Here is an 18,102-nt window from a genome sequence, read left to right on the forward strand (position 1 = left end):
GTCCGCCAGAGGGCGACCGGGACTCACACCTGGGTTTCGCCGGTGACCAGGTAGACGACCCGGCGGCCGGCGTTCACCGCGTGGTCGGCGTACCGCTCGTAGAAGCGGCCGAGCAGGGTCGCGTCGATGGCGGTCTCCACCCCGTACGGCCAGTCGTCGGCGAGCAGCACCGCGAAGAGCTGCCGGTGCAGGTCGTCCATGGCGTCGTCGTCGGAGTCCAGTTCGGCGGCGAGATCGGCGTCGGGCTCGGAGAGCACGTGCGCGATCTTGTCGGCGATCCGGTCCGCCACCGTCGCCATCTCGGTGAAGACCGGACGGAGTTCGGCCGGTACGGCGGGCGACGGGTGCCGGCGTACGGCCGTCTTGGCGACGTGGTCGGCGAGGTCGCCCATCCGCTCCAGATCCGCCGCGACGTGCAGGGCGGTGACCAGGGTGCGCAGGTCGGAGGCGACCGGCGCCTGCCGGGCCAGCAGGTCGCAGACCCGCTCCTCGACCTGCCGGTAGAGGGAGTCGATCTCCGCGTCCCGCTCGATCACACCCTCGGCGGCCGTCCGGTCGGCGGTGAGCAGTGCCCGGGTGGCCTGCCGCATGGCGACCCGGATCGCCTCGGCCATGTCAACCAGCAGCTGGCTCACGATGTTCAGGTCGATCCGGAATTCCTCGCGCATGATCACGTCCTGTTGAAGGTGGCGGTACCGCCGGCAGTGCCGGGTCCGGCCCTGCCGGCGGTAGGGGCGTCGGTCCGGCCAACGGTAGGTCGATCCGGCGGCGCCGAGGTGAACATCGGTGAACGGCACCGGGCCGGCGGGTGAACATTCCCGGGCGCCGGCGTGATTCGCCCGATTTTGCCTGGTCGATAGGTTGACGATGACCCTACGATCGCCGCGTGGAATGGGGGGCGGTCGCGGGCGTGCTGGTCGGGCTCGGTCTCGGCCTGTTCCTCGGCCCGCTCCGCCACCGGGTCGCCGGATGGTTTCCGGCCGGACGCACCGCGACCGGACGAGGCGCGGCACGCAGCGACAGGAGGCCGGCGATAGGCACCGACGAGCAGGCAGGCGGGCTGCCGGGACTCGGCCGCAGGAGCCTCGACTCGCTCCGGGTGGGGGTGGTGGTCCTCGACGCCCACGACGTCCCGGTCCTGGTGAACCCGGCCGCCCGGGCGATGGGACTGCTCCGGGTCGGCAGTGCCCCCGGCACGGTCGCCGCGCACCCGATCATCCGTACCCTGGCCGGCCAGGTGCGGCGCACCGGCGTGCGCCGCGAGGTCGAGCTGGACCTGACCCGGGGCCGCGAGGGCGGCATGTCCGACCCGCTCGGCGTGCACCTGCGGGCGATGGGTCTGGGGTCCGGCTACATCGCGGTCGAGGCCGCGGACGTGACCGAGTCGCACCGGGTCGCCCGGGTCCGCCGGGACTTCGTGGCCAACGTCAGCCACGAGCTGAAGACCCCGATCGGGGCGTTGCAGTTGCTCGCCGAGGCGCTGTTGGACGCCACCGACCAGACCGCCGGAGAGGGGACGATCGATCCCCCCGGGGACATGGCGGCGGCCCGCCGGTTCGCCGAGCGGATCCAGCACGAGTCGACCCGGCTCGGTAAGCTCGTCAACGAGCTGCTCGAACTCACCCGGTTGCAGGGCGCGGAGCCGCTGCCGGCGCCGGAGCCGGTCGCGCTGGACTGGGTCACGGCCGAGGTGCTGGACCGGACCCGCACCGCCGCCACCGCCCGGAAGATCACCGTCGTGGTCGAGGGCGAACGGGAGCTGACCGTCTACGGCAGCGACGGCCAGATCGCCACCGCGGTCAGCAACCTGGTGGAGAACGCGATCGCCTACTCGGCGGAGCGGACCAGGGTCACGGTGGCGAGCCGGAGCACCGACGAACACGTCGAGATTGCCGTCACCGACCAGGGCATCGGGATCGCCCCGGACGACGTCGACCGGATCTTCGAGCGGTTCTACCGGGCAGACCAGGCCCGGTCACGGCAGACCGGCGGGACCGGCCTCGGCCTGGCGATCGTCAAGCACATCGCCACCAACCACGGCGGACGGGTCGAGGTGTCCAGCACGCTCGGCGGTGGCTCGACGTTCACCCTCCGGCTTCCCGCGCGTCCACCGGACGCCTTCCTGCCGCCAGCCCCGACAGTTGGGATCGAGACCGGTTCCTTCGGATAGCCCGAGTTCCCTCGGACAGTTCCGAGCGGACCTACACCAGAGAGGAAGTCCGTGGCCCGCGTACTCGTGGTCGAGGATGAGGAGTCGTTCTCCGACGCGCTCTCCTACCTGCTGCGAAAGGAAGGGTTCGAGGTCTCGACGGCGGCGACCGGCACGGCGGCGCTGACCGAGTTCGACCGCACCGGTGCGGACATCGTGCTGCTCGACCTGATGCTGCCGGAGATGTCCGGCACCGAGGTGTGCCGGCAGCTCCGGCAACGGTCCCAGGTGCCGATCATCATGGTCACCGCCCGGGACAGCGAGATCGACAAGGTGGTCGGGCTGGAGATCGGCGCCGACGACTACGTGACCAAGCCGTACTCGCCGCGCGAACTGGTCGCCCGGGTCCGGGCGGTACTGCGGCGGCGCGGCAACGAGACCGCGGAGCCGGGTACCCCGACCCTGGCCGCCGGCCCGGTCCGGATGGACGTCGAACGGCACGTGGTCACCGTCGACGGCTCCCCGGTGCAGCTTCCGCTCAAGGAGTTCGAACTGCTGGAACTCCTGCTCCGCAACGCCGGGCGGGTGCTCACCCGGGGACAGCTGATCGACCGGGTCTGGGGCGCGGACTACGTCGGCGACACCAAGACCCTCGACGTACATGTGAAGCGACTGCGCTCGAAGGTCGAGCCGGAGCCGTCGGCGCCGCGCTTCATCGTCACCGTCCGGGGTCTGGGCTACAAGTTCGAGCCGTAGCCCGGCGGCCTCCGTCGGTCAGCGGGACGGGCCGCGCGGCCTGCGCTGGGCCGCCGGCCGGCGTCCGGCGGCGACCGCCCTCGGGCTGGCCGGCTCCCGGCCACCCTCCTCGGGACGGTCCAGCACCGGGTCGGCCCCGGCGGTCGCCGGGTGCGTCGCCACCAGGCCACGCCGTTCCCGCTCGGCGCAGAGTTCGGCCAGTTTCGCGTACGCCGGCTTGCCGATCAGCGCGATCAGCTCGGGGGAGTACGACAGGTACATCGGCTCGGCGCCGACGTGCGCCTCCGGCGACGAGGTGCACCACCAGTCGAGGTCGTGCCCGCCCGCACCCCAGCCGCGCCGGTCGAACTCGCCAAGCGTGCTGACCAGCACCTTCGTCCCGTCCGGGCGCTTGGTCCAGTCCTGGTCCCGGCGTACCGGCAGTTGCCAGCAGACGTCCGGCTTGTATTCCAGCGGGTGTACGCCGTCACGCAGCGCCTGGGCGTGCAGGGCGCAGCCGCCCCCGCCGGGGAAGTCGGCGTCGTTGAGGAACACGCACGGCGTGTCTTCGCCGCGGGTCGCCGTACGCCGGGCCGGGGTCTCGCCGTCCACCGAATCCAGCTCGGTGTAGTTCTTGAAGCCCCGCCGATAGTGCTGCCAGGTCTGCGGGCTGAGCCGCTTGACCGCCGACCGGACCCGCTTCTCGTCGTCGGCGTCGGTGAAGAAGGCGCCGTGCGAGCAGCAGCCGTCGGCGGCCCGGCCGGCGATGATGCCGTGGCAGGTCTGGCCGAAGACGCAGGTCCAGCGGGAGAGCAGCCAGGTCAGGTCGGCCCGGATCAGGTGCTCGGGGTCGGCCGGGTCGGCGAACTCGAGCCACTCCCGGGGAAAGTCGAGCGGAACCTCCCGGCTGCGGGGGTCGGCGGGGTCGTCCACCAGGATCCGGAGCTGGTCACGTGCTGCTGCCACCCGGCCAGCCTACGCCCGCTATCCGCCCTCGACCTGCGTCTAGGGTCTTTCCCATGCGACTCGGTGTGCTTGATGTCGGTTCCAACACCGTGCACCTGCTGGTCGTGGACGCGCACCACGGCGCGCATCCGTGGCCCGCACACTCGGAGAAGGCGGTGATCCGGCTCGCCGAGCAGATCGGCCGGGACGGAGAGCTGCCGGTCGCCGCGGCGGACGCCCTGGTCGAGGCGGTGTACGAGGCGAAGCTGGCCGCGGACCGGCTGGCCGTCGACGACCTGCTGGCCTTCGCGACCTCCGCGGTCCGGGACGCCACCAACGCGTCGGAGGTGCTGTCCCGGGTCCGGGCCGAGACCGGGGTACTCCTCCAGGTGCTCTCCGGCGCCGACGAGGCCCGGCTGACCTTCCTCGCCGTACGCCGGTGGTTCGGCTGGTCCGCCGGTCGGCTGCTGGTGCTGGACATCGGCGGTGGCTCGCTGGAGATGGCGGCCGGGATCGACGAGGAGCCGGAGTTCGCCCGGTCGCTGCCGCTGGGCGCCGGCCGGCTCACCCGGGAGTGGCTGGACGTGGGGCCGGAGAGTGACCGCACCCCGTCGGCGTCGGCGGTGGCCGGCCTGACGACGTACGTCGAGGAGATGCTGGACACCGTTGTCGAGGGCACCGTCGGGGTCGGCTGGGACCGGGTCGCCGCGACCAGCAAGACGTTTCGGAGCCTGGCCCGGCTGGCCGGCGCGGCGCCGTCGTCGGACGGGCTATGGGCACCGCGCAGCCTCTCCCAGACCGGACTGCGGCAGGTGATCGGCTTCATCCGGCACATCCCGCCGAGCAAGCTGTCCGAACTCGAAGGGGTCGACCCGCGCCGGGCGCACCAGTTGTTGGCCGGGGCGATCGTGGCCTCGGCGGCGATGTGCCGGCTCGGGGTGGAGAACCTGGACATCTGCCCGTGGGCACTCCGGGAGGGTGTGATCCTGCGCCGGCTCGACCTGCTGGATCCGGCGCCGAGGGCTCGAGAGCCGATCTGACCTGCGGTTTCATCCGTTGTTGTGTGTGTCTGCCCGATCCGCGCTCGGATGGCGGGTGCCGGGTCGGGCTACGCTGAGAGCGTGACCACCCGCGTACTGCTGTCCAGTTCCTCGGTCTTCCCCGAGCCGACCGCAGCCGCCTTCGAGATGGCGGCGACGCTCGGCTACGACGGTGTCGAGGTGATGGTCTGGACCGACGCGGTGAGCCAGGACGCCGGAGCGCTGCGCGGCCTGGCCCGGCACTACGGCGTGCCGGTGCTCTCGGTGCACTCGCCCTGTCTGCTGGTCACCCAGCGGGTCTGGAGTTCCGACCCGTGGGAGCGGCTGCGCCGATCGGCGGTACTGGCCGAGACCCTCGGGGCGCCGACGGTGGTGGTGCACCCGCCCTTCACCTGGCAGCGGGAGTACGCCCGCTCGTTCGTCGACGGCGTGGCCACGCTCGGCGACGACCATCCGGGGATCCGGTTCGCGGTGGAGAACATGTTCCCGGTCCGGATGGCCGGCCGGGCGTTCGTGCCCTACACGCCGGGGTGGAACCCGACCGACACCGGCTACCCCGCCTACACCCTGGACGTGTCGCACTGTGCGGCCTCGCACAGCGACGCACTGGAGTTGGCCGACAAGATGGGGGCCGGGCTGGCGCACGTACACCTCGGGGACGGCACCGGCGAGGGCCGGGACGAGCACCTGGTGCCCGGCCGGGGCACCCAGCCCTGCGCCGAACTGCTGACCTCGCTCGCCGGGCGTGGCTTCACCGGCTCGGTCGCGGTGGAGGTCTCCACCCGGCGGGCCCGCAGCCGCGCCGACCGGGAGAGCGACCTGCGGGCGGCGCTGGAGTTCGCCCGCCAGCACCTGGCCGCGCCGACCCGGGTCGACGCCCGCTGAAGGTACGCCCGCTGGAGATTCGCCCCCCGGACCGGCGGCCGACGCCGTCTCGGCCTGGTGCCGGATGCCGTACCGAGCCGGTTGTCGGTACCCGTCGTTACGCTCGCCCGGTGGTGACCGTAGCCGACGTGCGGGTGCTGGCCCGAACACTGCCGCGCAGCAGCGAGCACCTGATCCGGGACCGGGTGAAGTTCCGGGTCGGTCCGATCGTCTACGTTGCCTTCTCCCGGGACGAGACGACGATGGGTTTCGGCTTTCCGAAGGAGGAACGGGAGGCCCTGGTCGCCAGCGACCCCGAGCTGTACTTCCTGCCCGGCAGATCGGATCTGCGCTTCAACTGGGTCTGCTGCCACCTGGCCCGACTCGACCACGACCAGATGACCGAGCTGGTCACCGAGGCGTGGCGGATGGTGGTTCCCAAGTTCCTGGCCCGGCAGCGGCTGGGCGGCTGATCGGCGCCACCGGTCGGGACACGGTGTGCCGACCGCCGGCACGCCGCCGGGACCATGCCCGGGGTGGACCGTCGGCGTCAGGTCCCGGTGCAGGAGGCGCCGTTCAGGGTCACGCCGCTGGGCGGGACGTCCGGGGTGCCGGGTGTGGCGAGGGTCAGTGTCACGTCCTCCGTCTCGCCCACGCTGAACTGGTCGGCCCAACCCGACCACCAGACCACCACGTCCCGACCGTGCTGCGCCCAGGCGTGCGAGGCGTACCCGATCCGCCGGTCGTCGGGGAAACTGAACCGGACCGACCAGGCCGACAGCGCCGTGCGGCCGGTGTTGGTCACCAGCACGGCGGAGGGCTGGCCGGCGGTGCCCGGTCGATAGCCGGCCCGGCACGATGCGGTGGGATCCGCGGCGGTGCGCGCCCTGGTGGCCGGTGACGGTGCCGAGACGTTGCCGGAGACGTCCCGGGCGACCAGATGGAAGTCGTAGTGCAGGTCGGGGATCAGCCTGGTCACCCGGGTCGAGGTCCCGGGCAGGCCGCCGACCAGCGGTGTGCTGCCGGTGCCCTCGATGCCCGACCACAACTGATAGGTCGGTGCCGAGGCGTTGTCGGTGGACGCCGCCCAGGCCAGCGTGACCGTGCTGGCGGTGACGTCCGAGACCACCGGGGTGCCGGGCGGGCCGGGTGGTTCCGCGTCCGGCGGCGCCGGGTCGGTCCGGAAGGTCACCGGCGCGGAGAATCCGCTCTGGTTGCGGCCGTCGGAGGCACGCACCATCCAGGTGTACGCCGTGTCGGGCGTCAACCCGGTGAGCCGGTACGACGGGACACCGGTGTTGGTGTAGAAGCCGTTGCCGCCGCCGCGCAGGTACCAGATCTCGTACTCGGTGACCCCGGTGTCGTCGGTGGACGGCCGCCAGGTGAGCAGGGCCGAGGTCTCGGTGATCTGGGTGGCGACGGGCGTGCCGGGGGTGCTGGGTGGGATGGTGTCGGGTGGCGCCGCGAGGGCCGGCGCGGCGGCGGCGATGATCCCGGCGGTGGCCAGCGCGCTGAGCACGGTGCGCGGACCGGTGCGGGTCGTCATGCGGTGCCTCCCGGGCGCCACGAAGGGCATCCATCGATAAACGCCGATTGTGGCATCGTATCGCTGTTCGGCGTCCGGTTGGCGGCGTAGCGAAGAGACGCAGGGGGCGACGCGCCGGAATGCTGGTGATTGCTGGAAAAGAGTGGAACTCGTACGCTGCCAGCGTGGCGGAGTCGGTGGACATGGTCGAGCGCCGGATCGACGCCCTGCGGGCCGAGATCCGCCGCACGGTGGCGGCCCGGGACACCGCCCGGACCCGGGCGCTGCGGGCCGAGCTGCGGGCCGCCGAACACGCCTGGGAGCAGGCCGTCACCGACCTCGCCGAGGAGTTGGGCGCCGAGCCGGCGGCTGAGTCGCCGGCCCCGGCCGGGTCGCTGGCCCCGGCCGGGTCGCTGGCCCAGGTCGGGTCGCTGGCCCCGGCCGGGTCGCTGGTGCCGGTGCGTGAGCAGGTGCATCATGCGCTGACCCTGCTCTGCGTACCGGCCGCGCCGAGGCTGATCGCCGAGGTGCACGCGGCGTTCTTCGGCCCGTCGGCACCGAGCCTGGCCGCGAACCGCCTCACCCACCTGCGGCGGGACGAGAAGCGCTCGTTCGAGACAGCGCCGTACGCCCGGCCGTACCATCTCTGCGCCGCGCTGACCGCCGCGCACCTGGCACCGGCGCGCGGCCTGATCGCGGTCTCCACCTGGCCGCTGGAACGGCGGGTCGTCGGCCCGCTCAGCCCCCGGGTCGACTTCCTGACCGCCGCCGTCCGGATCGCCCGCCGGGCCGGCACGATGCCGGACGGCAGCGCCCCGGTCAGCAAACTGTTGTGGCGGTTCGCCACCAACATCCCCGGCGCGACCGGATCACCGGGAACACTTGATCGCCATGACACAGTGGATCCCCAGACGGTGATCCGGGCGGCCGAGGCCGAACGCGCGGTGCATGCCGAGGCCGACCGGGCACAGCGGAAGGCGGCGGCCGACCGGGCCCGCCGGCACCTCGACGACGTGCAACAACTCTTCGGCAGTACGCTGCGGACGCTCCAGGGGAAGACGGCATGACGAGCATCAGCATGGGCACCAGCAGGAGCACCGCCGAGCGGCTGGCCGCGATCCGCGGCGGTGTGCAGCCGAAACGGCACAACGCCCGGACCATCGCCGCGCTGACCCGCAACCCCGGCTGTGCCCGGCGGGCCGTACTCGACACGGCCGGGGTGGACAAGCAGCGGCTGGCGGCGTACGTCGACTTTCCGGCCCGGTTCGGGCAGTCCGGGTTCGCCATCGCCCGGGGCAACGCGTTCGAGGCGCAGGTGTTGGCAAGTGGCGCTGCCGAGCTGGTGAAACTGCTCCGGGAACGGCTCGGGCTGCCGATCCCCGAGGTAGCCTACGACGACCTGGCGACGGTGACCGGGCGGGAGAAGGAAACCCCCGAGGTCCGGTACGCCCGTTCCCGGGCCCTGCTGCTGCGGGCCGCCGCCGGGGAGGACGACGCCGGCACGCTCTTCGACCATCCGCTGCTCGCCCTGGAGGTGGCCGGCCAGCGGGTCTACCTCGAACCGGACCTGATCGCCTTCCAACACGCGGGCCGGTTCCACGTCGTCGAGATCAAGTCGTTCGCGGTGCTGGACGGGCAGGCGGATCCCGGCAAGGTGTCGGCGGCGGCGATCCAGTCGGCCGTCTACGTGCTGGCGATGCGCCAGATGCTGGCGGAGGCCGGGCACGACCCGGAGATCGTGGCGCACGACGTGGTGCTGGTCTGTCCGCGCGACTTCTCCAACTCCCCGACCGCGGTACTTGTCGACGTCCGCAAACAGCTGGCCGTGCTGCGGCGGCAGCTCGGCCGGATGACGAGGGTCGAGGCGATGCTCGCCGCCCTGCCGGCGAACCTGAGCTTCGACCTGGCGCCGGACGCCGACGGGGTACCGACCCGGGCCCCGGAGGCGCTGGTCGACGCGCTGCACGCCATCGACGCCCGGTACGCCCCGGACTGCATGTCGGTCTGCGAGCTGGCCTACTTCTGCCGGGCCGAGGCGCGCGGCTGCACCGCCGCGCTCGGCACGGCGGCCCGGGAGGAGCTGGGCGGGATCGAGCGGGTCGAGACCGTGCTCGGACTGGCGCGGGGCGAGCTGGTCCCGGCCGAGGAGCAGGAGGAGGCGGCGGCGCTGCTCCGGAACGCCGCCCGGCTCCGCGCCGAGGTGCTGGCGGCGGCCGGATGATCCTGCTGGCCGGGCCGGTGACGGCGGTGGTTGCCGGGACGGTGGCGTGAGCACCCTGACCGCGCTGGCCCGGGCCGAAGCGGTGGCGGCCGGGCGCGCCCAGCGGATCACGACGGTCCGCCACCTGCACGTGGCGGACCGGCCGCTGGTCTTCGTGCCGCTGAGCATGGCCGGGGAGGCGAACGCACCACTGGCCGCGCTGGTCGGCGACGATCCCGACGCGCCGAGGCTGCTGGTGGTGCCGCAGCCGCGCAACCGGGACCAGCGGTTCGGCTTCGCCGCCGAGCTGGCCGAGGTGATCCTGCCCTACCTGGACAGCTTCCGGGGTGTCGCGGAGCCGGTGTCGGTCAACCGGGGCAAGGAAATCCGCTACCGGTTCGTGGACGCGCCGCAGATGCTGGTGCCCAACACGGCGGGGATCGGCTTCGTCCGGCTGTTCGGCCGGTCGACGCGGTTCCGGCGCACCGACGGTGACTATCCGGTGCACCCGTCGGTACCGCTGCTCGGGCAGTGGTTGACGTTCCTGGCCGACCGGGCCGAACATCCCGGCTCCGGGATGCTGCTGGCGCTGACCGAGGCGCTCGGGCTGCACTGGGCGACCGGGCAGTCCGGGCTGGAAGACGCCCACCTGGCGGCGCTGCTGGCCTGGATCGACCCGACGGACGGGCTGACCGGTGCCGACGCGGCGGTGATGGCCGAGGATCCGCTGCGCTGGCCGCCGGCCGGGCCGGCCACGGATCCGACCTTCGACAACGAGGTACTGGCGCCGGCCATGGCCGGCTACCAGGAGGCGGTGGCGAGCGGCGACGAGGTGCGGCGGGGGCGGGCTCGGGGCGTACTCGAAGAAGCCCTGCGGTCGCAGCTGGCGCCGACCTGGGAGCTGATGTGGCGGGGCGTCTCGCTGCTCCGGGAACTGCCGGCGGGGTCGCGGGTGGCCGGGCGCTGGGCCGAGGACCGGGACGTCTTCAGCACCTTCACCCTCTACGTCGACGGGGGCGGCTATCCGCAGCCGCGCCGGGACGGGGCGGTCAACGCGGCGCAGCGGCTGCACCGGCTCGAACGGGCCCTCCAGTCGTACGCCGTGCAGCGCGCCTACGACGACCCGCTGGTGATGGCGGACTACCGGCTGACCGGGGAAGCTTTCGTCGGTGAGGTGATGCTGGCGGACCCGCACCGGATCGACGACAGCGGGAAGCGGCGGGTGTTGCGGCCCCGGATCCAGCTGACGACCGGGGATGTGGTGCAGGTGACGGTGGGGACGGTGCTGCACTCGCCGAGCCGGCCGGGGCAGAGGGCCCGGGTGGTGTTCGTGACGCCTGACCCGGCGCCCGGCCGGACGGACGTGGTGCTGGAACTGTCGGGCGGATTGGGACGGTCGCTCACCCCGGCGCCGGGGAGCGTGCCGGAGGTGGGGGAGCGGCTCTGCTACACGACGCTGTCGGACTCGTTCGTGCCGCCGGGGGAGTTCCCGAGCCGGGAGGAGACGCCGTGGACGCACGGCGGGCCGCCGCAGGCGTACGAGGAGCCGGTCGAGCCGAGCGTGGACGATGCCCGGGAGGAGTGGTCGTGACGAAAACCTGCCAGCGACCGGGTACCGCTGGCGAATTCCGCCGGTCTAGGATTCTGGAATGGGTGATGTCGGCAATCTTTGGGACCTGGAGGCACAACCGGCCGCCCTGGATGCGCTCGGATCCGCCTGGAGCATGCAGACCAAGCAATTGACCTGGGCCGCTGAGACGGTGAACAGCGCGGCCACCCAGGTGATCGGATCGGAGGCGTGGACGGGTGACACCGCCGATCGATACGACCAGCACCGCCGGAAACTTGTCGCGGAGTTCGACGACTGTGCCGAACTGGCTGGCAAGGTCGCCAGGGCACTCGGCGAATGTGCCCAGGTGCTACGCCACAACCAGGAGATGCTCACCCGTGAGCGGGAGAAACTCTCCAGAATCCGCCACGAGCAGCCGCCCGGTGGCCCGCTGACCTTCCATCCCGCCGACGAGCAGGAGACGAAGCAGGTGAACGAGGCGATCGCGCTGGCCAAGCAGATCCGGGCCAGGGTCGACTCGGAACTGAACGCCCAGGCGCGGGTCTTCGAGTCGGCGCACGGCCAGTTGCAGGGCCGGCGGAGCAAGCAGACGGCCGGGGCGCTACGGATGCTCAACTACAACATCCAGCAGGGCGGCGGTGGCAACCAACCGTTCCCCTGGAACAAGGCCCAGGGCACCGATATGCGTGACATGGGCGAGCTGGCGCAGCGCATCATCGACGGCAAAGTCGACGTCGCGACGTTGCAGGAGATCTTCGGCAGCGGAGCGGAGCGGCTGCAGCAGGAACTCAACGCCCGGGCCGCGCCGGGTGAGCGGTGGGAGGTGCACTTCGGCAAGGCCTCGGAGCGGGGGCACTGGGACGACAGTCTGTTCCCGGGTGGCGGGAAAGAGGACTTCGGCAACGCCGTCGTCGTGCGTACCGGCGATGGCCTGACGACCGGCAACGTCAGGGTCACCGACCTCGGCCCGGGCGACGAGGGGCGCTCCGCGACCAGGGTCCGGATCAACGTCGACGGCTGACCCGGCGTGCGGGGCCGCGGCCGTGACATCGGCGGCGCGATCCCCGCGGCAGCCTGCCCTTCAGGCCCGCCTCACCAGCTCGGCAGCCTGACGTCGACCAGCTGCCCGTCGTGGTCGGACTGCTGCCGGTCGAACCGATGGGCCTCGCCGGCCGCCCCCACGCCCCGGGGCAGTAGGTGGTCGATGGGCCGGTTGGTGGCGGAGGTGCCGCCCCAGCCGTCGTGGATGGTGCTGGCCCCGAGGTCGAAGCCTCGACCGGCGTAACCTCTGAGTGCCTGCGCGGACGGGCTGTCGTCGTTCGCCACCGAGTTGAAATCCCCGCCCACCACCGTGTTGCCCTGGGACTCGTTGCCCAACAGCTGCCCCAGCCTGTTGATCTGCCCAGGCTGCGGCTTGTCGTCGCCGTGGTTCAGGGTGATGTGCGTGCTGAGCACGTCGAGCTGGTTCCGGTTCGCCTTGAGCAGAGCGTCGACCTTGAGACGGCTCTCGGACCTGGCGTCGGCGTCCCGGTACAACGCGATGGCCATGTTCAGTCGGTCGCGGTCGCTGTCGAGCGTGCCCGAGAACGCCACCAGCACGTCAATCATGACCGACTTGGCCCAGCCATGGGCACCATGGCAGGCCGAGCCCGCCTCCGTGTTGCCGAACAGGGTGGGCGCCGGCGACAGCGAGACGGACGGCGTCAACCGGTTCCCAGTGATCTTCGGCGTCGTATTCAGGGTGGGTACTCCGGAATCACTCCCGCGTAGGGTGTTGATCCCCGCGTCGATCGCGGTCTCCGCCCGTCGCACCTCGTCGGCGAGTTTTTCCAGCTGCGGGTAGTCCACCTTGGTCGTCACGGCTGGAAAGTCTATCAATTTCGCTGGTGTCGGTGGCTCCGCGAACTCCTGCCGGCGCGGGACCCTCCGGGTACTGTTCCCGGAGCCGTCGGTGCGGAGGTGGGGTCATTGCCCGGGCAGCTGAAGACATCGCCGACCGAGGCGGCGGGGCAGGCCATCGCTGGCGTGCTGGCCGACCTGCACGGCGGGCATCATCGTGGGGTGGTGGTCGACTCGCCACCCGGGGCGGGAAAGTCGACGCTGGTGGTGCGGGCGGCGGGGGAGCTGGCCGAGGCGGGCGAGCCGCTGATCGTGATCGCGCAGACCAACGAGCAGGTCGACGACCTGATCGACCGGCTGGCGCAGGCGCGGCCGGAGCTGCCGATCGGGCGGTTGTCGGCTAACGACTACACGGCGACGGACCGGATCAGGAACTATTCGACGGTCCGGGTCGCGGCGAAGGTCGCGGACCTGGGAACGTCGTCCGTGATCATCGGTACGGCCGCCAAGTGGGCGCTGGTGCCGGAGGGTCGCTGGCCGTGGGCGATCGTGGACGAGGCGTACCAGATGCGCTCGGATGCGCTGCTGCGGGTGGCGGGGCGGTTCGACCGGGCGCTGTTCGTCGGTGATCCGGGGCAGTTGGATCCGTTCTCGACGGTGGAAACCGAGCGGTGGACCGGGCTGACCTGGGACCCGATGCAGTCGGCGGTGGCGGCGCTGCTGCGGCACAACCCGGAGCTGCCGGTACACCGGCTGCCGGTGTCGTGGCGGCTGCCGGCGACGGCGGCCCCGGTGGTGGCGGAGGCGTTCTACCCGTTCACCGGCTTCTCGGCCGGGACGACCGCGGAACAGCGGTCGCTGTCGTTCGCCGCGGCGGGGTTCGGTGGTGGGGCGGTGGACGACGCGCTGGAGATGGCGGCGGCCACCGGGTGGGCGTTGTACGAGCTGCCGGCCCGCTACACGTTGCGGACGGATGGCGAGGCGGCGGCGGCCTGTGCGCGGCTGGCGTTGCGGGTGTTGGAGCGCGGGGCGGTGGCGGTGTCGGAGCGGGCGCCCGGGGGCGCGCCGGTGACCGCCGACCGGATCGCGGTGGGGGCGGCGCACCGGGACCAGGTGGCGGCGATCCGGGCGCGGCTCGGGGCGGCCGGGGCGGGGATCACGGTGGACACCGCCAACCGGTTGCAGGGGCGAGAGTACGACGTGGTGATCGTGCTGCATCCGTTGTCGGGGCGGCGGGACGCGACCGCGTTCCACCTGGAGGCGGGGCGGTTGTGCGTGCTGGTGTCGCGGCACCGGCACGCGTGTGTGGTCGTGGCTCGGGCGGGGATCGCGGAGCTGCTGGACGCGCACCCGTCGACCGAGCCGGTGCACCTGAACGTACCGGTCAAGTTCCCGGACGGCTGGGAGGCGAACCAGTCAGTGCTGGCACACCTTGTCAGTAGCCGAAGCCGTAGCTCCTAACCGTTGCCCACCACCCTCACCGACCACCAGCGGGCCGTCGACCTCCTCACCGCACTACGCACATCCCTCGCACACGTACCCGTACTCGACTTCGGTGAAGCCACCAGAGTTCATGACCTTCATCGCGAACGCCACCGGCGGCGAGGTGCTGGGCAACTTCGTCCGGCGTGACGCGCTTGACGTGACCGCCCGGCAGGAGGATCCGGCCGAGGTGTCGCCGATCGCCGCCATCCTCGGCTTCGACCACCGGGTGACCGCGACGTTCCGGCTGGCGAACCGGGCCACCGAAGAGGCGCGCGACGAGGCCACCCGACTGCCGCAGCCCTTGCTGTAGTTCCCGGCGGTTGATCGGCCCGCCGGCCGACGTCCGGAAGACCGACTCGGGCGGGATGTGCGGCCCAGGTCGCCGCCGAGATCCTGGCCGGCCCGGCACCCGAGAGCCGTCGAGCAGTCGCTGGACTCCGCCACAGCTGAGGTGGGCGATCCTCAGGCCGCGATGTTCCGGGCGGCAGCATAGAGGTCCGGTGGGAGTAGTCTGTCGAGCCGCCACAGCACCCGCATCGGCCGGCTGCCGGTGTGCGAGTCGTAGGTCATCGCCCCGGCGTACAAGTACGCCGGGGCGCCCAGGTCGCCGTCGCGGACCTTGGTTTCCCGGACGAAGAGATGCACCGTCGACCCGCGCTCGACGTGGCGGATGTAGCGCTGTCCGGTCGGTGATGCTACCGAGGTAGTGCTCTGTGACTCCCATTGGAAGAGTTCCTCGGTGATGGCGCGGTCGGCGTACATGGTGGTGGGGGAGTAGTGGCGCTCAGACTTGAGCAGGGTGACGAAAAAGAGATCGGCTTGCTCTCCCGGGACCCACTTCACGCCTTCGCGGAGCTGGGTTGGATTTGGTACCCCGAAACCGGCACAGGCCTCGTCGCGGCTGTAGCGAGCGTGCACTCGTAGCGGGACGGTTGCCGAGACCGGGCCGGTCGTGACGCGGTGGATGCGGTCTTCCAACACCTCAGCAAGCTGACGAAGCTCGTCGCACCGGTCCGGGTGCGCCCAGAGCCGCCGTAATCCATCCTCTTTGCGGTCAAGCGGGATCTTGTTTCCCCAGAGGATGACGTGCAGCAGGTCTGCGAGCCGTCCGGCGCTGCGGCGTCGCCCGGCGGCGACCTGACGAAGCAGGGCGAGCCGGTCCAGGTCGTCCAGGTGCAGCATCCGACCGATCGCGGCGCCAAGTGCGGCATCATCCGGCCCGACAGGGCCACGGCTCAGGCCGGCTCGACGGCGAAGCCCGGTCCACCCGCCGAGACTTCTGCGACGGTAGATGTCATCGGGCTCCACGCCGGTCTCGCGGAGGAAATCGGCGAGGCTGACGTCCCCGAGTTCCCGTAGCTCGGCGGTGAGGCTCGCCGTCGAGTTGGGCAGCGCCGCCCTGAGGTTGGCCAGGATGATGTCCTTCGCTACCCGGTCGAGTTCGATGTGACAGCCGCTGGGCAGGTGGGGGAAGTCGTCGGCGACAGCTTGGGTCAGCGCTCGCCGGCTGACTCCGGTCAGCGCTCGCCATCGGAGGTCGAAGCGGAAGTTGGTGTGCTGCCCGCCGATGAGATCGAGCACGGTGAGGCAGGCTTTGCCTTCGTCGAGGCGCAGTCCTCGACCGAGCTGCTGAAGGAAGATGGTTGCGCTCTCGGTGGGGCGCAGCATCAGGATCGTGTCGACCATTGGCAGGTCGACACCCTCGTTGAACAGGTCCACGGTGAAGAGGACCCGCAACTCGCCACGCCGGAACCGGTCGAGCAACCGCCTGCGCTGATCGGCATCAAGGCGCGAGGTCACGGCTGCGGACGGTACCCCGGATCGACTGAACGACTCGGCCATGTACTCGGCGTGGGCAACGCTCACGCAGAAGCCCAGCGTCCGCATCTGAGCGACGTCGACCTTGTCACGTACCGCCCGCAGGATCTTCGAGACCCGCGCCCGGTTGCCGGTGTAGAGCCGGCTCAGCTCGCTCGGGTCATAGCCCTGGCCGCGCCGCCAGCGCAGCATCGACAGATCCACGTCGTCGTGCAGGCCGAAGTATTGAAACGGTGCGAGGAGTTGTCGTTCGAGCGCCTCCCACAGGTGCAGTTCGACCGCCGTTCGTCCGTCGAACCAGCGGCGCACGTCGCCGCCGTCCGCCCGGTCCGGAGTCGCGGTCAAGCCGAGGAGTTCGCGGGGTTCGAGCCGCTTCAGGACGCGGCCATACGTGGGTGCCTCGGCGTGGTGGAATTCGTCAACGATCACCATGTCGAACCGGTCGGGCGGCAGGTCCTCGTCGCCGAGCCGGTGCAGGGATTGGATCGAGGCGAAGACGTACCGCCAGTCACGTGGCTTCTCACCTGCGACGAGTACCTCGCCGAAGCTGCCCTGACGCAGGACCTGCCGGAAGACCGAGCGGCTCTGCCGAAGGATCTGCTCCTGATGTGCGATGAAGAGCAGGCTGTCGACCTTGCGGCCGTTCCAGAGACGCCGGTAATCCAGGGCGGCGACCACCGTCTTACCGGTGCCGGTGGCCATCACCACCAGGTTGCGGTGGCGACCGTGGACCAGGCGTTCGGCTTCGAGGTCGGAGAGGACCTCTCGCTGGTAGCCGTACGGGTGGACGTCGATGTTCGTGATCTCGATGTCGGTCTCGGCGGTGTCGACCAGGCGTTGACCACGCGGGAGCCGTTGCCGGCGCTCGTGCCGCAGTGCTCGCCGGAGGCGATCGGCGTGCACGGCTGGGTCGTACGCCTCGAAAGCCGGATCGTTCCAGTAGTCGGTGAACGTCGCATCGAAGGTGTCGATGACCTGGGGCTGCTCAAGGCGGGAGACCCGGACGTTCCACTCCAGGCCGTCGACCAGGGCTGTCCGGGACAGGTTCGAGGAGCCGACGTAAGCGGTGACGGCACCACTGTTCCGGCGGAAGAGCCAGGCCTTGGCGTGCAGCCGGGTGGTCTTTGTCTCGTACGACACCTTGATCTCGGCACCCAGCTCAGCGAGCCGATCCACTGCACGCTGGTCAGTAGCGCCGAGGTATGTCGTGGTGATGACGCGGAGGCGACCACCACGAGCAATCAACTCTTGCACGGATCTTTCCAGCAGGCGCACGCCGTACCAGGTGATGAAGGCGCAGAGCAGGTCGACGTGGTCCGCCGAGGCCATCTCTGCGTTGACCTCATGACCGATGCGTGGCTGATGCCGGCCGTTGACCAGGAGGGCGCCGGTCGACAGCGGTGTGGTGGGCCGGACAGGGAAGTGCGGCGCCGCCGGTGGAACCGGAGGGTGGGCGATGGCCGTGAGCAGCTGTTTGTGTGCCTCGGCTAGCTGGTCGTCGTTGCCGGTCGCTTGTGGCTCAAGGTCGGCGATCCTCTCCGCGATGCGGTTGACCATCTCGATCTGTCTGGCAAGTCGGTCGTTCTCGTCACCGCCGACGGCGCATAGCGCTCGTTGAACCAGCCCGGTGATGTGCCGGGCCAGCACGACGTGGGCATCCGCTGGGTCAAGGCTGGCCCGTTCGACCAGTCCGGGGTCGAGGTGTTGGAGCTTGCCGGCGAGCTCGTTGGTGATGAGGCGTTCGTAGATGCCCCGCGCCAGCTCCGTCATCCCGGAGAGGCTAACAACGTCGGGACGAAGCAGAGAGTCGATCCTCTTGTCGATCCCGTCCGTACCCTAAGCTCGGCCCTCCGTGGTCCACAGCAGCGGCCCGAGCAGTGACGAGGTGGGCGAGTCCGAGGATCAGCAGTCGATGCGGCGGCCGAGCGGTTG

At 71.1% G+C, this 18,102-nt stretch carries 16 protein-coding genes; 11 read left to right on the forward strand and 5 right to left on the reverse strand.

The features are described 5' to 3' along the window. Window positions 1-23 precede the first annotated feature (23 nt). Window positions 24-668 (reverse strand): phosphate signaling complex protein PhoU, encoded by a 645-nt coding sequence (phoU, locus tag ABNF97_RS05810; protein WP_349337877.1) that lies wholly within the window; start codon window positions 666-668, stop codon window positions 24-26. A 218-nt stretch (window positions 669-886) separates the two neighbouring features. On the opposite strand from phoU, the gene ABNF97_RS05815 reads away from it, so the two are divergent. Together ABNF97_RS05815 and ABNF97_RS05820 are read left to right on the forward strand one after the other, a co-directional pair. Next, on the forward strand, window positions 887-2,170 hold the full coding sequence (locus tag ABNF97_RS05815) for a sensor histidine kinase (RefSeq protein WP_349337878.1): 1,284 nt from the start codon (window positions 887-889) through the stop codon (window positions 2,168-2,170). 51 nt (window positions 2,171-2,221) lie between these two features. After that, window positions 2,222-2,905: a response regulator gene (locus tag ABNF97_RS05820; RefSeq protein WP_130465185.1), complete on the forward strand. Its 684-nt coding sequence runs from the start codon at window positions 2,222-2,224 to the stop codon at window positions 2,903-2,905. Between the two features lie 18 nt (window positions 2,906-2,923). Here ABNF97_RS05820 and ABNF97_RS05825 read toward each other — a convergent pair whose 3' ends face one another. Next, the gene (locus ABNF97_RS05825; protein ID WP_349338049.1) at window positions 2,924-3,823 is read right to left on the reverse strand and encodes a DUF3109 family protein; all 900 of its coding nucleotides are present in this window, start codon (window positions 3,821-3,823) and stop codon (window positions 2,924-2,926) included. Window positions 3,824-3,903: 80 nt separating this feature from the next. Between ABNF97_RS05825 and ABNF97_RS05830 the strand changes: the two genes are divergently transcribed. The 3 genes from ABNF97_RS05830 to ABNF97_RS05840 all read left to right on the forward strand — a co-directional run bounded on the left by ABNF97_RS05830 (window position 3,904) and on the right by ABNF97_RS05840 (window position 6,206). Further along, window positions 3,904-4,869 carry a Ppx/GppA phosphatase family protein gene (locus ABNF97_RS05830; protein WP_130465184.1) on the forward strand — a complete coding sequence of 322 codons (966 nt, stop codon included), beginning with the start codon at window positions 3,904-3,906 and terminating at the stop codon, window positions 4,867-4,869. Window positions 4,870-4,917: 48 nt separating this feature from the next. Next, window positions 4,918-5,754: a sugar phosphate isomerase/epimerase family protein gene (locus ABNF97_RS05835; protein ID WP_502930456.1), complete on the forward strand. Its 837-nt coding sequence runs from the start codon at window positions 4,918-4,920 to the stop codon at window positions 5,752-5,754. A gap of 110 nt (window positions 5,755-5,864) precedes the next feature. Further along, a complete protein-coding gene (locus tag ABNF97_RS05840; protein WP_349337880.1) occupies window positions 5,865-6,206 on the forward strand; it encodes an MmcQ/YjbR family DNA-binding protein in 342 nt (113 codons plus the stop codon). A gap of 77 nt (window positions 6,207-6,283) precedes the next feature. Here the strand turns inward: ABNF97_RS05840 and ABNF97_RS05845 are convergent, their stop codons facing one another. After that, window positions 6,284-7,279: a fibronectin type III domain-containing protein gene (locus ABNF97_RS05845; protein WP_349337881.1), complete on the reverse strand. Its 996-nt coding sequence runs from the start codon at window positions 7,277-7,279 to the stop codon at window positions 6,284-6,286. Between the two features lie 164 nt (window positions 7,280-7,443). Between ABNF97_RS05845 and ABNF97_RS05850 the strand changes: the two genes are divergently transcribed. From ABNF97_RS05850 to ABNF97_RS05865, 4 genes are read left to right on the forward strand one after another with little or no spacing between them, the layout of a single operon-like run. Next, on the forward strand, window positions 7,444-8,325 hold the full coding sequence (locus ABNF97_RS05850; protein ID WP_349337882.1) for a hypothetical protein: 882 nt from the start codon (window positions 7,444-7,446) through the stop codon (window positions 8,323-8,325). Then, window positions 8,322-9,479 carry a hypothetical protein gene (locus ABNF97_RS05855; RefSeq protein ID WP_349337883.1) on the forward strand — a complete coding sequence of 386 codons (1,158 nt, stop codon included), beginning with the start codon at window positions 8,322-8,324 and terminating at the stop codon, window positions 9,477-9,479. The genes ABNF97_RS05850 and ABNF97_RS05855 overlap by 4 nt, the downstream gene beginning before the upstream one ends. 46 nt (window positions 9,480-9,525) lie before the next feature. After that, complete coding sequence (locus ABNF97_RS05860; protein ID WP_349337884.1) at window positions 9,526-11,049, forward strand: hypothetical protein; 1,524 nt, start codon at window positions 9,526-9,528, stop codon at window positions 11,047-11,049. Between the two features lie 58 nt (window positions 11,050-11,107). Next, window positions 11,108-12,049, forward strand: a complete 942-nt coding sequence (locus ABNF97_RS05865; protein WP_130465177.1) for a hypothetical protein — start codon at window positions 11,108-11,110, stop codon at window positions 12,047-12,049. 71 nt (window positions 12,050-12,120) lie between these two features. Here the strand turns inward: ABNF97_RS05865 and ABNF97_RS05870 are convergent, their stop codons facing one another. Continuing rightward, a complete protein-coding gene (locus ABNF97_RS05870) occupies window positions 12,121-12,888 on the reverse strand; it encodes an endonuclease/exonuclease/phosphatase family protein (protein WP_130465176.1) in 768 nt (255 codons plus the stop codon). A 108-nt stretch (window positions 12,889-12,996) separates the two neighbouring features. On the opposite strand from ABNF97_RS05870, the gene ABNF97_RS05875 reads away from it, so the two are divergent. Then, a complete protein-coding gene (locus ABNF97_RS05875) occupies window positions 12,997-14,328 on the forward strand; it encodes an AAA domain-containing protein (protein ID WP_502930457.1) in 1,332 nt (443 codons plus the stop codon). 94 nt (window positions 14,329-14,422) lie between these two features. After that, window positions 14,423-14,662 carry a hypothetical protein gene (locus ABNF97_RS05880; RefSeq protein WP_130465175.1) on the forward strand — a complete coding sequence of 80 codons (240 nt, stop codon included), beginning with the start codon at window positions 14,423-14,425 and terminating at the stop codon, window positions 14,660-14,662. A 152-nt stretch (window positions 14,663-14,814) separates the two neighbouring features. Here ABNF97_RS05880 and ABNF97_RS05885 read toward each other — a convergent pair whose 3' ends face one another. After that, entirely contained in the window at window positions 14,815-17,940 is a 3,126-nt protein-coding gene (locus tag ABNF97_RS05885; RefSeq protein WP_349337885.1) for a DEAD/DEAH box helicase, read from the reverse strand. Window positions 17,941-18,102: the final 162 nt, after the last annotated feature.

Source organism: Plantactinospora sp. B6F1 (assembly GCF_040120695.1).
In the GTDB taxonomy this organism is placed as follows: Bacteria; Actinomycetota; Actinomycetes; order Mycobacteriales; family Micromonosporaceae; genus Plantactinospora.

What these genes read in the sequence shown, in the direction of transcription:
- ABNF97_RS05830 (WP_130465184.1), top strand. Translation starts at nt 3,904, where the DNA reads ATGCGACTCGGTGTGCTTGATGTCGGTTCCAACACCGTGCACCTGCTG.
- ABNF97_RS05885 (WP_349337885.1), bottom strand. Translation starts at nt 17,940, where the DNA reads ATGACGGAGCTGGCGCGGGGCATCTACGAACGCCTCATCACCAACGAG.
- ABNF97_RS05835 (WP_502930456.1), top strand. Translation starts at nt 4,918, where the DNA reads ATGGCGGGTGCCGGGTCGGGCTACGCTGAGAGCGTGACCACCCGCGTA.
- phoU (WP_349337877.1), bottom strand. Translation starts at nt 668, where the DNA reads ATGCGCGAGGAATTCCGGATCGACCTGAACATCGTGAGCCAGCTGCTG.
- ABNF97_RS05865 (WP_130465177.1), top strand. Translation starts at nt 11,108, where the DNA reads ATGGGTGATGTCGGCAATCTTTGGGACCTGGAGGCACAACCGGCCGCC.
- ABNF97_RS05855 (WP_349337883.1), top strand. Translation starts at nt 8,322, where the DNA reads ATGACGAGCATCAGCATGGGCACCAGCAGGAGCACCGCCGAGCGGCTG.
- ABNF97_RS05845 (WP_349337881.1), bottom strand. Translation starts at nt 7,279, where the DNA reads ATGACGACCCGCACCGGTCCGCGCACCGTGCTCAGCGCGCTGGCCACC.